This is a genomic window from uncultured Parabacteroides sp. (assembly GCF_905196875.1).
In the GTDB taxonomy this organism is placed as follows: domain Bacteria; phylum Bacteroidota; class Bacteroidia; order Bacteroidales; family Tannerellaceae; genus Parabacteroides.
The window spans coordinates 12,809-27,202 of sequence record NZ_CAJJWO010000068.1; the positions used below are offsets into that span (position 1 = coordinate 12,809).

General features: G+C 43.5%; 11 protein-coding genes. 9 read left to right on the plus strand and 2 right to left on the minus strand.

The window, feature by feature from the left end; translation table 11 throughout:
* Positions 1 to 103: 103 nt before the first annotated feature.
* The 9 genes from QZ076_RS17660 to QZ076_RS17700 all read left to right on the plus strand — a co-directional run bounded on the left by QZ076_RS17660 (position 104) and on the right by QZ076_RS17700 (position 11,369).
* Positions 104 to 2,968: a M16 family metallopeptidase gene (locus QZ076_RS17660; protein WP_293715490.1), complete on the plus strand. Its 2,865-nt coding sequence runs from the start codon at positions 104 to 106 to the stop codon at positions 2,966 to 2,968.
* Positions 2,969 to 3,080: 112 nt separating this feature from the next.
* Positions 3,081 to 3,536, plus strand: a complete 456-nt coding sequence (locus tag QZ076_RS17665; protein WP_293715461.1) for a DUF4268 domain-containing protein — start codon at positions 3,081 to 3,083, stop codon at positions 3,534 to 3,536.
* Positions 3,537 to 3,542: 6 nt separating this feature from the next.
* Positions 3,543 to 6,092 (plus strand): M1 family aminopeptidase, encoded by a 2,550-nt coding sequence (locus QZ076_RS17670; protein WP_293715464.1) that lies wholly within the window; start codon positions 3,543 to 3,545, stop codon positions 6,090 to 6,092.
* A 9-nt stretch (positions 6,093 to 6,101) separates the two neighbouring features.
* A complete protein-coding gene (locus QZ076_RS17675; protein ID WP_293715467.1) occupies positions 6,102 to 6,419 on the plus strand; it encodes a multidrug efflux SMR transporter in 318 nt (105 codons plus the stop codon).
* Positions 6,420 to 6,667: 248 nt separating this feature from the next.
* Entirely contained in the window at positions 6,668 to 7,519 is an 852-nt protein-coding gene (gene hisG, locus QZ076_RS17680) for an ATP phosphoribosyltransferase (protein ID WP_293715470.1), read from the plus strand.
* A 3-nt stretch (positions 7,520 to 7,522) separates the two neighbouring features.
* A complete protein-coding gene (gene hisD, locus QZ076_RS17685) occupies positions 7,523 to 8,803 on the plus strand; it encodes a histidinol dehydrogenase (RefSeq protein ID WP_293715473.1) in 1,281 nt (426 codons plus the stop codon).
* Positions 8,800 to 9,831 (plus strand): histidinol-phosphate transaminase, encoded by a 1,032-nt coding sequence (gene hisC, locus QZ076_RS17690; RefSeq protein ID WP_293715476.1) that lies wholly within the window; start codon positions 8,800 to 8,802, stop codon positions 9,829 to 9,831. Before hisD ends, hisC begins: the two co-directional genes overlap by 4 nt.
* A 2-nt stretch (positions 9,832 to 9,833) precedes the next feature.
* Positions 9,834 to 10,961 (plus strand): bifunctional histidinol-phosphatase/imidazoleglycerol-phosphate dehydratase HisB, encoded by a 1,128-nt coding sequence (hisB, locus tag QZ076_RS17695; RefSeq protein WP_293715479.1) that lies wholly within the window; start codon positions 9,834 to 9,836, stop codon positions 10,959 to 10,961.
* Between the two features lie 9 nt (positions 10,962 to 10,970).
* Positions 10,971 to 11,369, plus strand: a complete 399-nt coding sequence (locus QZ076_RS17700; RefSeq protein ID WP_293715481.1) for a lipocalin-like domain-containing protein — start codon at positions 10,971 to 10,973, stop codon at positions 11,367 to 11,369.
* 238 nt (positions 11,370 to 11,607) lie between these two features.
* Here QZ076_RS17700 and ybaK read toward each other — a convergent pair whose 3' ends face one another.
* Together ybaK and QZ076_RS17710 are read right to left on the minus strand one after the other, a co-directional pair.
* On the minus strand, positions 11,608 to 12,090 hold the full coding sequence (ybaK, locus tag QZ076_RS17705) for a Cys-tRNA(Pro) deacylase (RefSeq protein WP_293715484.1): 483 nt from the start codon (positions 12,088 to 12,090) through the stop codon (positions 11,608 to 11,610).
* A 1-nt stretch (position 12,091) separates the two neighbouring features.
* A complete protein-coding gene (locus QZ076_RS17710; RefSeq protein ID WP_293715487.1) occupies positions 12,092 to 14,218 on the minus strand; it encodes a Tex family protein in 2,127 nt (708 codons plus the stop codon).
* Positions 14,219 to 14,394 lie beyond the last annotated feature (176 nt).

A 14,394-nucleotide genomic window follows, 5' to 3' on the forward strand; every position in this document is an offset into this window, starting at 1 on the left:
AATAAAAAAGCCTAATCATCCATGATAACAGAAAGGAATCCGGTATCTTTGTAAACCATATATAATTAGTGGTGGTAAAATATCCATGAAAGCATTATTGATGATGATGTTATTTGCAAATACAACGAATCTGTTGGCTGCTCAGAATTCAAAAGCACTTGAAGTAAAAGAATATAAACTGGAAAACGGACTGACCATCTGGCTGAATGAAGATCACAGCCAGCCAAAAGTGTTTGGAGCTGTGGTTGTAAAAGCAGGAGCAAAAGATTGTCCGGATACAGGGATCGCTCACTATTTTGAACATATGATGTTTAAGGGAACCGATAAAATCGGAACCATCGACTATGAAGCTGAAAAAATTCTGCTCGACTCTATCTCTGCGAAATACGACGAACTGGCTATTACTGAAGATGAAGAAGTCCGCACCCGCATACAGCAGGAAATAAACGAGTTAAGTATTCAATCTTCCGATTACGTAATACCGAACGAATTCAACCGTTTGATCTCTAAATACGGAGGTTCGGGGTTGAATGCGGCTACATCCTACGATGCTACGATCTATTTCAATACCTTTTCTCCTCAATATATGACCCAATGGGCAGAGATAAACAGCGAACGTTTATTGAATCCTGTTTTCCGCCTGTTTCAAAGTGAGTTGGAAACAGTTTATGAAGAAAAGAATATGTATGGCGATTTTATCGGTGGCCCGGTAATGGATCGTTTACTTGCCCGGTATTTTGCTCCACATCCTTATGCGTATCCGATCATCGGTAGCACAAAGAACCTGAAGAATCCTCGCCTGACGGAGATGCGGAAATTCTTTGAAGAATATTATGTCGCATCCAATATGGCATTGATTCTGAGCGGTGATTTTGATACAAAAGCTGTGTTGCCCATTCTGGAACGTACTTTTTCGCGTATCCGTCCGGGAGAAGCTCCAAGAAAAGATATTGTGGCTTTACCATCCTTCAAAGGGAAAGAAAAGATGAAGGTCAATTTCCCTGTTCCGTTGGTAAAGGTTATGGGATTGGGGTTCCGGGGTGTTCCGGCTAACCATGAAGATCAGGCGGCGCTTGCCATTGCCGTTAATATGCTGAATAATGCTAACGGTACCGGATTTCTAGACAAACTGATGGTCGACCGGAAAATAACGGCCTGCATGGCTCTTAACGAAAGTATGAATGAAGCCGGAATATTGGCTGTCGCCGTTGTGCCCAAACTGATGCTTCAAACTTATGGTGGAGCAGAAAAGCTTGTCTGGCGTGAGATCAACCGGATCAAAGAGGGCGATTTCACCGACGAAGTATTTAATAGCCTGAAGCAGGAACAGCGACGTCAGTATGCGTCCAGCCTTGAAAATATCGATTCGCGTGCACGGATCATGATGTCTCTTTATTCGCAGGGTAAAAGTTGGGAGGATTATTTGCAGGAAGTGACAAAGATCGATGCTCTGACGAAGGAGGATATCATGCAGGTTGCTCGCAAGTATTTCAGCGAAAATTATCTTTGTGTGACGAAAAAGACCGGTAAATATCCGAAAGATAATTTGAAGAAACCGGATTTCACTCCTGTTGTCCCGAAGAACTCGGAGGCCAGTTCCGAATATGCCAGACAATTGGAACAAATGCCGACCCAGACAGTGAAACCTCGTTTTATCGACTTTGAGAAAGACGTACAAATAACAAAGCTTAGTCTACTGGCAACTTTATATACGACTACTAATCCGGTCACCGATATATTTTCGCTTAACCTGATCTATCAGGTCGGGACATTGGAGCAGCCGCAGTTAAGCTATCTGGCTAATTATCTTCAGTTTCTTGGGACAGACTCTTTGTCGTTCCAGGATTTCAGAACCCGGTTGCAGGTGTTAGGCAGTACCATGTCTTTCGAGGCAAACGACAAGCAGTTTGTTATTCGTATTACAGGCTTTGATAATCAATTCAAAGAAACCGTCCTTTTGGCCGGCGATTTCATTACACATGTCAAAGCCGACGATAAGCAGATCCGCCAGGTTGTTAATGATGCGAAAGTAACCGAAAAAGCTTTTTTCGAATCCAGTGATAATATAGCAAATGCTTTACTCGAGAAAGTGAAGTATGGTGAACGGTCACGTTATCTCCGTAAACTATCTCTTTCTGAGATAAAGAAGCTGAAAGGAAAAGACCTATTGGCTATTTTTGCAAACGTCCGCCAGACGGAGTGCGACCTGCATTATTGCGGAACGTTATCTTCCGATCAGGTGGAAGAGCAGTTAAAAGCCTCTATACCATTAAAAGAGATAACGATTGCAGCCGATTCTGATTATTACCGCGATCCGGAAGTGTATGACAAGCCCGTCGTTTATTTTATGGATATGCCGACAGCGTCACAAAGTATTGTGTACGGTTTTGCGAAAGGAGAGGTGACGGACGATTTATGGTCGCGTCATGCCTCCCGTTTGTTCTCTGTTTATTTCGGTGGAGATATGTCGTCGTTGATGTTTCAGGAGATAAGGGAATTCCGTTCGTTAGCTTACCGTGTTAGCGGGCGTTATTTATTGCCGCCTCATAAGCTGGAAGGAAAAGCCGGTGAGTTTGTTACTATGTTGTCTACCCAAAGCGATAAGACATTGGATGCAATGGAAGTGATGAGCTCTCTGATCAGTGACATGCCGGAAAAGCCGGATAGAATATCGACGGTCAAGCAGTTGATCACCAATCAGGTGAACAACGATTACCCATCTTTCAGGGAGTTGTCGGAGAAGGTGGCAGGATATAAAAGGAATGGCTTTGAAAGTGATCCGAATGAAGCACTATTGTCCGGCATCTCGGATATGGATATGAAAGATATTGTCCGCTTCTACCGTCATAATATCCGGCTGAAGCCCATTGTTTATATTATTGTAGGCAATTCCAGACGTATAGATATGAAGAAGCTGGCTGAGTATGGAGAGATTATCCGATTGAGAAAGAAAGATATTTATAAATAGGGAATAATGTGCCAATAGGCCAATAGGAAAATATGCCAATGAAAATACCGATAATATTGAAGGATTTTCTCATTGGCATATTGGCAAATTATTCACATTAGCATATTATTTAATGTATAGTAAAGACGAATTAAAGAACCTGAAACTGGAATTCTGGGAAAGTTTTGCCGCATTTTGCGAAGTTCAGCCAAACCTGAGAGGGCGTAAGAAGATATGGACGCTATATGATACCAAGGTGAAAGGAGTAGAACTGAAGTTTGACGCAAACCGTACAGGCGCTTATGTAATCCTTGAAGTGAATCATAAAAGGGAAGATCTCCGGTTGGAAATGTTCGAGCGCCTTACATGGTATAAGGATACACTTGAGCAGGATTTTCCGGAAGGTTTGATCTGGGATATTTGTTTTGTAAGGGAAACAGGCAAAGAAGTTGCCCGTATTTATATAGCTAAAGAAGGAATCGATTTCCATCGTAAACAAGATTGGGGAGAATTCTTTACTTTTATGGCGTCGCAGATGTACATTCTGGAACGTAATTTTATGTCGATCGCTGAATATTTGAGAGAGTAAAAATATATGGAACACATTCACACGATATGCCGTATTGCCGGGATAGCAGCCATTGGATTGTTAACGGCCTGTGGAACACAACAAAGAGACGCTGCGTTGCAGGAAGTCGGAGTAAGTCGTGAACTGGCACAGTTCAGAAAAGAGCATTTCGGGCAGGTCAAGTATAATCTGTTTTTCTCCATTCCGGAGACGAAACAGGAACCTGTCAAAGGGAATGCTGAAATTCAATTGTCCTTACAGAAAAAACAGCCGATTATCATAGACTTTCGTGGAGAATCTTCGCAAGTAGCATTGGTGTTGTTGAATGGACAACCTGTTCCCTATGAAGTCAAGAATGAGCATATTCTTATACCGGCAGAAAGAAGTGTTGTCGGAATGAACAAAGTGACTGTTGATTTTATTCCCGCCGACCAGTCTTTGAACAGGAGGGACGAGTTCCTTTATACATTATTGGTTCCCGATCGGGCACGGACAGCTTTCCCCTGTTTCGATCAGCCGGATATGAAGTCTCTGTTTACCCTGACACTGGAAATGCCGGAAGAATGGCAGGCGGTGGCAAACGGGGCAATTGAGAGTACGGATACAGTATCTGTTCCTGGTCGTAAGATCATTTCTTTTAAGGAAACAGAGCCGTTAAGCACTTATTTGTTTGCTTTCACTGCCGGAAAGTTTGTTCGCGAAACATATACGCGGGACGGAAGAGATATCTCTATATATCACCGGGAAACTGATCCGAGAAAGATAGCCCAGTGTCCGGCAATTGCATCAGAAGTATTCGATGCATTAGCTTGGATGGAAGAATATACGGATGTCCCGTATCCTTTTGCCAAATATGATCTGATTATCCTTCCCGGATTTCAGTTTGGCGGCATGGAGCATACAGGAGCTACCTTTTATACGGATCGGAGAATGTTTCTTAACGAAAATCCGACGTTGAACGAGCAGCTGATCCGCAGTTCCCTGATTGCTCATGAGACGGCTCACATGTGGTTTGGCGATTATGTCACCATGCAATGGTTCGACGATGTGTGGACGAAAGAGGTTTTTGCCAACTATTTTGCTTCACAGATCGTTGCTCCCCTTTATCCAGCCGTGAATCATGCGTTGAACTTTATGCAGGATTATATTCCTTCGGCATATGCCGAAGACCGTACTGCCGGAGCGAATCCAATCAAGCAGGAACTGGATAATCTTCGTAATGCAGGTTTAGTCTACGGCAATATCATTTATGATAAATCGCCGGTTGTCCTTGAGATGCTGATTAAGAAAATGGGAAAAGAGGCATTTCGTAAAGGCATTCAGGAATATTTGAAAACTTATGCTTACGGGAATGCCACCTGGAACGGCTTGATCGATATTCTGGATAAACAGACGGATGATGATCTGGCAGCCTGGAGTCATATCTGGGTCAATGAAAAAGGTATGCCGGAGATCGCTTCTTCTATCGTTGGGGACAGTCTGGTCGTGACTCAAACCGATCCTTTCAATCGTGGCCTTCTCTGGCCGCAGGATCTGTCTTATCTGATCGTTCCGAAAACGGGAGATCCGGAAGTAATTTCCGTTTCATTCGAAAGAAATTCCGATTCCATCCGGGAGAAGCTAAAAATGCATCCGGAAGAGGGCAGTTTCATTATTCCGAATATCGATGGAAAAGGATATGGATTTTTCCGTTTGAACGAGGCGGATGCCCGCGCGTGTGCAGCTTATCTTCCCGGCTGTGATAATGAGCTGTTGAGAGGTTCGATATTGATCACTTTGTACGAAAACCTGCTGAACCAGACAATAACTCCGGCTTCCTTTATGGAAACGATGCTGAACTATCTGCCGCAAGAAAACAATTCTTTACTATTCTCTGCTGCATTGCGTTATATCGGACATTGCCAGCGTGTGTATCCGGTAGATACGGGATTATTGGAAAGTACCTTGTGGCAGATTATAACAACCTCTTCTGTCCAGCAACACCGTTTGCAGGCTTTCCGCTCATACCACTCTTTGGCAAAATCTCCGGAGGCAATCGCTACATTATATAATATATGGAAAAAGCAACAGGCACCGGCCGGTTGTTCGTTGAGTGAGAGCGATTATATCGGTTTGTCTTATGTCCTGGCACTTTGTTTGCCGGAGCAGGCGGACGAGGTTGTCAATATGCAGCAATCGCGCATAACAAATCCAGACCGGGAACGGGAATATGCTTTTATTTCACCTTCTGTTTCTCCTCATAAGGAGGTGCGCGACAGTGTCTTTGCCTCTTTGCTGATAGCGGAGAATCGCCGTGTCGAACCCTGGGCTTCTGCTGCATTGGCAAACTTGAATCATCATTCACGTCAGAAAGAGGCTATTGCATATATTCGTCCGGCTTTGGAAGAAATGCAGGAGATACAACGTACCGGCGATATATTTTTCCCGACAGCCTGGGTGCGTGCTCTGCTGTCCGGGCATATATCGCCTGAAGCTAGAGCGGAAGTCGATGCATTCTTCGCTACTCATCCGGATTATCCGCCGATGCTGGCAAATAAAATACGGCAACAAGCCGATCATTTATATAGAATTAAATAAGAATAAATTATGGGATGGATTTATTTGTTGCTGGGAGGCCTTTTTGAAATGGGCTGGCCTGTAGGTATGAAACTGGCACAAACAACGGGATCACGTTTTCTTTATCTAACTGTCGCTGTCGTTTCGATGGCGCTGAGCGGGTATTTTTTATATATGGCACAACGAACGATACCGATCGGTACTGCTTATGTCGTGTGGACAGGAATAGGAGCAGTGGGAACGTTATTGATCGGGATCTTTATTTTTGGTGACTCGGCAGGTTTATGGCGCATTCTTTCAGCTATGTTGGTTGTGGCAGGGATTATCGGTATAAAACTGGCTTCTTAGAAAAAAAGTAGGCTTATTTGCTAATCTTTTGATAGATTTATTTGCAATTTCAATTATTATTGTAACTTTGCGGCATCAATAAAATAAAAAATGAAAACAAGAGTATCTCATCATCACCATCATTACAACGGGCAATAGTTCGGTGGGCTGTGAGGTGTGTAGATACGCATAAGAATAAAATAAGGCTTGCCGTCATTCGGTAAGCCTTATTTGTTTTTGGAGAATATAATTTTAAAATAAAGATAAACATGTTACGAATTGCAGTACAATCGAAAGGTCGTTTATACGACGAAACAATGCTATTATTGGAAGAAGCGGGTATCAAACTGAACAGAGGCAAACGCATTTTGCTTTTATCGGCAAAAGGGTTTCCTGTAGAAGTTTTATTTCTCCGCGATGATGATATTCCTCAGTCTGTGGCTAACGGTGTGGCAGATGTAGGTATTGTCGGTGAAAATGAATATGTAGAAAAAGGGGGAGAAGCCCGTTTGGTTAAACGGTTAGGATTCAGTAGATGCCGTGTGTCTCTGGCTATTCCGAAAGATGAAGATTATCAGGGTGTGGAATGGTTTGAAGGAAAAACGATTGCTACTTCATATCCTGAAATATTGAAAACTTACCTGAAAGAAAAAGGAGTAAAGGCCGACCTGCATGTAATCAGCGGTTCGGTAGAAATAGCTCCGGGTATCGGTCTGGCAGATGCTATCTTTGATATTGTAAGTTCCGGTAGTACGCTGGTTAGCAATCGTCTGAAGGAAGTAGAAGCCGTTATGCAGAGTGAAGCTCTTTTGATTGCAAACAATGAACTTTCTGAAGAAAAGCTGGCAATCCTCGACGAATTATTGTTCCGTTTCGAAGCCATACAGGTCGCCGAAGGTAAAAAATATGTCTTACTGAATGCCCCCAAAGATAAATTGGATGACATTATCGAGGTTTTACCCGGAATGAAAAGCCCGACAGTAACACCGTTGGCTAACGGCGACTGGGTTTCTGTTCAGTCTGTTATCGACGAGAAACATTTTTGGGAAATCATAGGCAAACTGAAATCGCTGGGTGCTGAAGGTATTTTGGTTATCCCGATTGAAAAAATGATACTTTAAATTATGGAAGTAATTAAATATCCGTCAAAAGATGACTGGTCGTTGCTGGTCAAGCGACCGGCATTGGATGTAACGACATTGTTTGATACGGTCCGTACCGTTTTGAATGAAGTGCGTAGCGAAGGGGATGTGGCCGTTAAGCGTTATGAGGAGAAGTTCGACAAGGTGAAACTATCGGCCCTTCAGGTGTCGGAAGCCGAAATGCAAGAGGCTTACGGACTCGTTTCCGACGATTTGAAACAGGCTATTCGTACGGCTAAAGATAACATCGAAAAATTTCATGCTTCGCAACGTTTCTCCGGGCAAAAGATAGAAACGACACCGGGTGTAACTTGTTGGCAGAAAGCTGTTGCTATCGAAAAAGTCGGATTGTATATTCCGGGAGGAACAGCTCCTTTGTTTTCCACTGTGTTGATGCTGGCGGTTCCGGCACATATCGCAGGATGCAAGGAGATTGTGTTATGTACTCCTCCTGATAAAGCAGGGAAAGTTCATCCGGCTATCCTCTTTGCAGCAAAGACAGCAGGCGTTAGTAAGATATTCAAAGCGGGTGGGATACAGGCCATTGCTGCTATGGCATACGGAACAGAGTCGGTACCAAAAGTCTATAAAATATTCGGTCCCGGAAATCAGTATGTAACGGCAGCCAAACAGCTTGTAAGCCTGAAAGATGTCGCTATCGATATGCCTGCCGGCCCTTCCGAAGTAGAAGTAATTGCCGATAAGACTGCCAATCCTGATTTTATTGCAGCCGATTTCCTTTCACAGGCGGAACATGGGGCTGACAGTCAGGCTATATTGGTGACCTCATCTGAAGAGATTGTTGCTCCTGTGATCGAGGCCATTCAAGAGCAATTGTCGAAATTATCCCGCAAAGAGATTACAGAAAAGGCATTGGATCATAGTCGCATAATTGTCTTGAAGGATGAACAGGAAGTGATCGACTTCACAAACATGTATGCTCCGGAACATTTGATCATACAAACAGCAAACTATACCCATATTGCCGGACAGATAGAGAACGCCGGTAGTGTCTTCATGGGCCCTTATACACCGGAAAGTGCAGGCGATTATGCATCCGGAACAAATCATACTTTACCGACCAACGGATATGCCAAGGCATATAGCGGAGTAAACCTGGATAGTTTTATCAAGAAGATAACTTTCCAGGAGATCACAGCCGAAGGTATTAAAAACTTAGGTGAAACCATTCAGATCATGGCCGGAAACGAACAGCTGGATGCTCACCGTAATGCAGTAACTATTAGATTGAATACAATATGATGGATTTAAAAAGCCTGGTAAGACCCAATATCTGGGAATTGAAACCGTATTCTTCAGCAAGAGACGAGTTTCACGGAAGTGCATCTGTTTTTCTGGATGCCAATGAAAATCCCTATAACGAACCTTATAATCGTTATCCTGACCCGTTGCAATGGGTACTGAAAGACCGCATTGCCGAATTGAAAGATGTAGACCGCAATTCGATCTTTCTGGGAAATGGAAGCGATGAACCGATCGATCTTCTGATTCGTGCATTTTGCGAACCGGCGGTAGACTGCATAGTCAGTATAACGCCTTCGTACGGAATGTATGAAGTGGCCGCTAATGTAAATGACGTGGAATTCAGGAAAGTAGAATTGACGGCAGACTTTGAACTGGATGCTGACAAATTACTGGAAGAGGTGGACGAATGGGTAAAGATAATCTTTCTTTGTTCTCCCAATAATCCGACAGGAAATAGCCTGAACCGGGATGAGATCTATAAAATACTGAAAAACTTCGAAGGAATTGTCGTATTGGATGAAGCCTATATCGATTTCTCGGAAGAACCTTCTTTCCTTCCGGAGTTGAAAAAATTCCCTAACCTGATCGTCCTGCAAACACTCTCCAAGGCGTGGGGAGCAGCCGGTATCCGTTTGGGAATGGCGTTTGCTTCTCCTGAGATCGTTGCGATCCTGAATAAGATCAAGTATCCGTACAATGTTAATATTCTGACTCAGGAACGTGCTTTGGCTATCTTGAATAACGAAAGCGAAATGTTAGGACAGCTACGTCGTATTATGTCGGAACGTATTCGTTTGCAAGCGGCATTACCGGAACTTCCCATTGTACGTAAAATGTATCCGACCGATGCTAACTTTATTCTTGTTGATGTTGGTAAAGCCGACTCTGTCTATAATAAATTAGTAAAGAAAGGCGTTATTGTACGTAACAGAAATAATGTAACTTTGTGTCATGGTTGCCTGCGTATTACCGTTGGTACACCTGAAGAAAACGATGCATTACTTAAAGCATTAAAAAGTATATAAGGATGAAAAGAGCTCTCTTTATAGATAGGGACGGGACGTTGGTAATAGAGCCGCCGGTAGATTATCAGCTGGATAGTCTGGAAAAGCTGGAGTTCTACCCCAAAGTGTTCCGTAACTTATATTTCATACGTAAACAGTTGGATTTCGAGTTTGTCATGGTGACAAATCAGGATGGACTGGGTACGGATTCTTTCCCGGAAGACACTTTCTGGCCAGCTCATAACAAAATGCTCAAAGCGCTGGAAGGTGAGGGGATTGTCTTTGATGATATCTTGATCGATCGTTCTTTCCCGGAAGATAATTCGCCCAATCGTAAACCTCGTACAGGTATGCTTGGTAAATATCTGAGTGGAGAATACGACCTGGAAAACAGTTACGTGATCGGCGATCGTCTGACTGATATGGAACTGGCCGTGAACCTTGGTTCTAAAGCGATCTGGTTACGCCCTGCCGATGAAGAGGCCGACAGATTGCTAGCCGAACATCCCGCTATTTCACCGGTTTTGATCACTGATGATTGGGATAAAGTAACGGAATATCTTTTTGCCGGTGAGCGTCGTGCAGTCGTACAACGTACAACAAAAGAAACAGATATCTATGTAGAAATCAATTTAGACGGAAATGGAAAAACCGAAATCTCGACCGGATTAGGTTTTTTTGACCATATGTTGGATCAGATAGGAAAACATTCCGGAGTTGATTTGGTTATACGTGTAAAAGGCGATTTGAATGTAGACGAACATCATACGATAGAGGATACTGCAATCGCCCTTGGAGAAGCTTTGTTGAAAGCACTTGGCGACAAACGGGGAATTGAACGGTATGGCTACTCTCTTCCTATGGATGATTGCCTGTGTAGTGCGGCTCTCGACTTCGGAGGACGTCCCTGGCTGGTTTGGGATGCTGAATTTCATCGTGAAAAGGTCGGTGATATGCCTACCGAAATGTTCCTCCATTTCTTTAAAAGCCTGAGTGATGCGGCGCGCATGAATCTGAATATTAAAGCAGAGGGAGCAAACGAACATCATAAGATAGAAGGAATCTTCAAAGCTTTGGCACGATCTGTAAAAATGGCGATACGCCGTGATATTTATAAATATGAATTGCCCAGCACAAAGGGCGTCTTATAAAAAAGTTATATGAAATACTGGTTAATAGCCGCTGTCGCAATCATAATGGCAGCATGTAATGATGATATCGAACATAAGCTGGAAGGCAAATGGCAATTGCAACAGGTGGAAGCTGACGGAAAAGTGATACAGGCTGATACAGTGTTTTATAATTTTCAAAATGTTCTGTTTATGTATCAGGTGTATATTCCGTCTGCCGATTCATTCGCCATTCAACATGGTTTTAATACATTAAAGGATGATAATCAGTTGATATTGGAACTTACAAATGTACCTCGTATGGCGACAGAATATATTAAAATCACAGATTGGAAAGAAACTGTACGCACATTTACCATTGAAGAGTCCAACAGAAAACATTTGATCCTGAATAGCGAAGGGAAAAGATATACTTTCAGAAAGTTCTGAAAACACTTTTTGACCGGAAAAATGGTAGCGCCCGTAGTTTCTTTCATCATTTGATCAAAAAAATGAAAGAAACTGCGGGCAATCTTATTTTTTGACCGGAAAAATGAAATTGTTTGTCGATTCTTTTACTTTTTGAATGAAAAAATGAAATTGTTTGCTGACAATCTTATTTTTTGATCGAAAAAACGATATTGTCAGGTGATTCTATCGTTTTTTCGGTCAAAATGAGTTTGTGCAGCTAGTCGCCGCTTACCAGATCGGCCAGCGAAGCATTCGTTTCGCGAACGAGGTCGGCCGGAGCCAATAAAACCTGCAAACCGCGTTGTCCGGCACTTACATAGATATTTTCGAAATTCTCCGCACTGAGATGGATGTAAGTGGGAAAATGTTTCTTCATTCCGATAGGAGAACATCCTCCCCGGATATAACCGGTCAGAGGCAACAACTCTTTAACAGGGATCATTTCGCATTTTTTGTTTCCCGACACTTTGGCTGCTTTCTTTAAATCCACTTCATCCGCTCCGGGAATGACACAAACGAAATATCCGCTTTTGTCGCCATGTAAGATCAATGTTTTGAATACCTGTTCTACATTCTCTCCAAGCTGTTCTGCAACATGGGTGGCGCTCAGATCGTTTTCGTCGACCTCGTAAGGCACCAGCTGGTAAACTATTTTAGCTTTATCCAACAGCCTTGCTACATTTGTCTTATTAATTTTCATATCATAACCCTTTCATAGATAGTTGAACCCGCTTACGGGCCAGGTCCACGCTCATAACTTTCACCTTGACGTGTTGGTGTATGGATACAACCTGTGTCGGATCGCTGATGAAACGATCGGCCAGTTCTGAAATATGAACCAGTCCGTTCTCTTTGATACCGACATCGACAAAACATCCGAAGTTCGTAATATTCGTTACGATGCCCGGCAATACCATACCTTCTTTTAAGTCTTCTATCGTTTTGACAGTAGGATCGAAAGAAAAGACCTGTATTGCCTGACGCGGATCGCGTCCCGGTTTATCCAGTTCTTCCATAATATCCAGCAACGTGGGCATTCCCACTTTGTCGGTGATGTACTTTTTAAGATCGAGTTTCTTCTTTAGTTCCTTGTTGGTTATAAGTTCTTCAACCGTGCATTTCAGATCTTTTGCCATCTGCTCCACAATCGGGTAACTTTCGGGGTGAACAGCCGAATTATCCAAAGGAGTCTTCCCGTTTTGGATACGTAAGAATCCGGCACTTTGTTCAAAAGCTTTTTCCCCCATGCGGGGCACTTTCATCAATTCACGGCGCGACTGGAAAGGACCGTGTTCTGCACGGTAATCCACAATATTTTGTGCAAGGGTGGGGCCTAAGCCGGAAATATAAGTAAGCAAATGTTTACTGGCAGTGTTCACATTCACCCCAACCATATTTACGCAACTTTCAACGGTCTGATCCAGACTTTTCTTCAAAGCACCCTGTTCGACATCATGCTGGTACTGACCGACACCGATGCTTTTCGGATCGATTTTGACCAGTTCGGCCAACGGGTCCATCAACCGGCGTCCGATACTGACTGCACCGCGTACCGTTACATCATATTCCGGAAATTCATCCCGTGCAATTTTAGACGCAGAATAGATAGACGCTCCGTTTTCGCTGACTACGAATACTTGTACTTTACGATCGTAGCGTATGTTGGTAATGAATTGTTCCGTTTCGCGGCTGGCTGTCCCGTTGCCGATAGCAATTGCGTCGATAGCATAAGTCGCTACCAGTTGTGCAACTTTCGCGGCAGCTTTGCTTTTCTCATTCTGGGGTGGATGGGGATAGATGGCTTCATTATGAAGCAGATTGCCCTGCGCATCGAGGCACACCAGCTTGCAGCCGGTACGATATCCCGGATCGACGCCCAGCACGCGCTTTTGTCCCAACGGAGGAGCAAGCAGTAGTTGACGAAGGTTCTCGGCAAAGACGCGGATGGCTTCTTCGTCGGCCTTAGCTTTACTGAGGTTAGCATATTCTGTTTCGATGGATGGTTTCAGCAAACGTTTGAAAGAGTCGTCGACAGCATCGGCTACGTGGTCGGAAACTTCGTTACGGCCTTTTACGAACTGTCGCTTCAGACGGTCGAGTGTCGCGTCGGTATCCGGTGAGATACTTACCCGAAGGATTCCTTCGGCTTCCCCGCGGCGAAGAGCCAGTAGACGGTGGGAGCTGCAACGGCTCAATGGTTCGCTGAATTCGAAGTAGTCGCGATATTTGGCTCCTTCCTCTTCCTTTCCTTTGATTACTTTGGAAGTAATTATTCCTGTCCGGGCAAAAGAGTTGCGCACGGCGTTACGTGCACTTTCGTTTTCGTTGACCCATTCGGCAATGATGTCGCGTGCTCCTTGCAGGGCTTCGGCGGCATTTTTGACTTCGCCTTTGATAAAGTTCTTCACCCGGTCTATCAGATTACGCTCGTTCTGCAACATGATTAGTTGAGCGAGAGGTTCCAGCCCTTTCTTGCGGGCTATCTCTGCTTTTGTCACCCTCTTGGGTTTATATGGAAGGTAGATATCTTCTATTTCCGTACTGTCCCACGAGTCTTCTATACGTTTCTTTAACTCGGGAGTCAGCTTGCCTTGCTCTTCGATAGAGGATAAAATACTTTCTTTTCTCTTTTTCAGCTCGGTAAGTTTATCCAGCAAGTCTTTGATATTGCCAATCTGAACTTCATCCAGCCCGCCGGTAACTTCTTTCCTGTACCGGCTGATAAAAGGGATTGTTGCTCCTTCATTCAATAGTCCGATCGTCCTTTCGACTTGTCCGTCCGGAATATTCAAAGAATGGGAGATAATTGTGTGAAATGATATTGTCATATTTGTTTTATAATACCTGTTTATGCAAAAATAGGTATTAAATTTAAAAGGTTACTCCCGTTTAAGATGTTTTTGTGAATAGAAGCTGAGCGGTAGTGCCCGATAAGAGGAAAACTTACTTAGTAAGTAAGGTCAAATCTACTCGATAAGTAAATGTGAGTCTACTTACTAAGTAA

What these genes read in the sequence shown, in the direction of transcription:
- QZ076_RS17660 (WP_293715490.1), top strand. Translation starts at nt 104, where the DNA reads ATGATGTTATTTGCAAATACAACGAATCTGTTGGCTGCTCAGAATTCA.
- QZ076_RS17665 (WP_293715461.1), top strand. Translation starts at nt 3,081, where the DNA reads ATGTATAGTAAAGACGAATTAAAGAACCTGAAACTGGAATTCTGGGAA.
- QZ076_RS17670 (WP_293715464.1), top strand. Translation starts at nt 3,543, where the DNA reads ATGGAACACATTCACACGATATGCCGTATTGCCGGGATAGCAGCCATT.
- QZ076_RS17675 (WP_293715467.1), top strand. Translation starts at nt 6,102, where the DNA reads ATGGGATGGATTTATTTGTTGCTGGGAGGCCTTTTTGAAATGGGCTGG.
- hisG (WP_293715470.1), top strand. Translation starts at nt 6,668, where the DNA reads ATGTTACGAATTGCAGTACAATCGAAAGGTCGTTTATACGACGAAACA.
- hisD (WP_293715473.1), top strand. Translation starts at nt 7,523, where the DNA reads ATGGAAGTAATTAAATATCCGTCAAAAGATGACTGGTCGTTGCTGGTC.
- hisC (WP_293715476.1), top strand. Translation starts at nt 8,800, where the DNA reads ATGATGGATTTAAAAAGCCTGGTAAGACCCAATATCTGGGAATTGAAA.
- hisB (WP_293715479.1), top strand. Translation starts at nt 9,834, where the DNA reads ATGAAAAGAGCTCTCTTTATAGATAGGGACGGGACGTTGGTAATAGAG.
- QZ076_RS17700 (WP_293715481.1), top strand. Translation starts at nt 10,971, where the DNA reads ATGAAATACTGGTTAATAGCCGCTGTCGCAATCATAATGGCAGCATGT.
- ybaK (WP_293715484.1), bottom strand. Translation starts at nt 12,090, where the DNA reads ATGAAAATTAATAAGACAAATGTAGCAAGGCTGTTGGATAAAGCTAAA.
- QZ076_RS17710 (WP_293715487.1), bottom strand. Translation starts at nt 14,218, where the DNA reads ATGACAATATCATTTCACACAATTATCTCCCATTCTTTGAATATTCCG.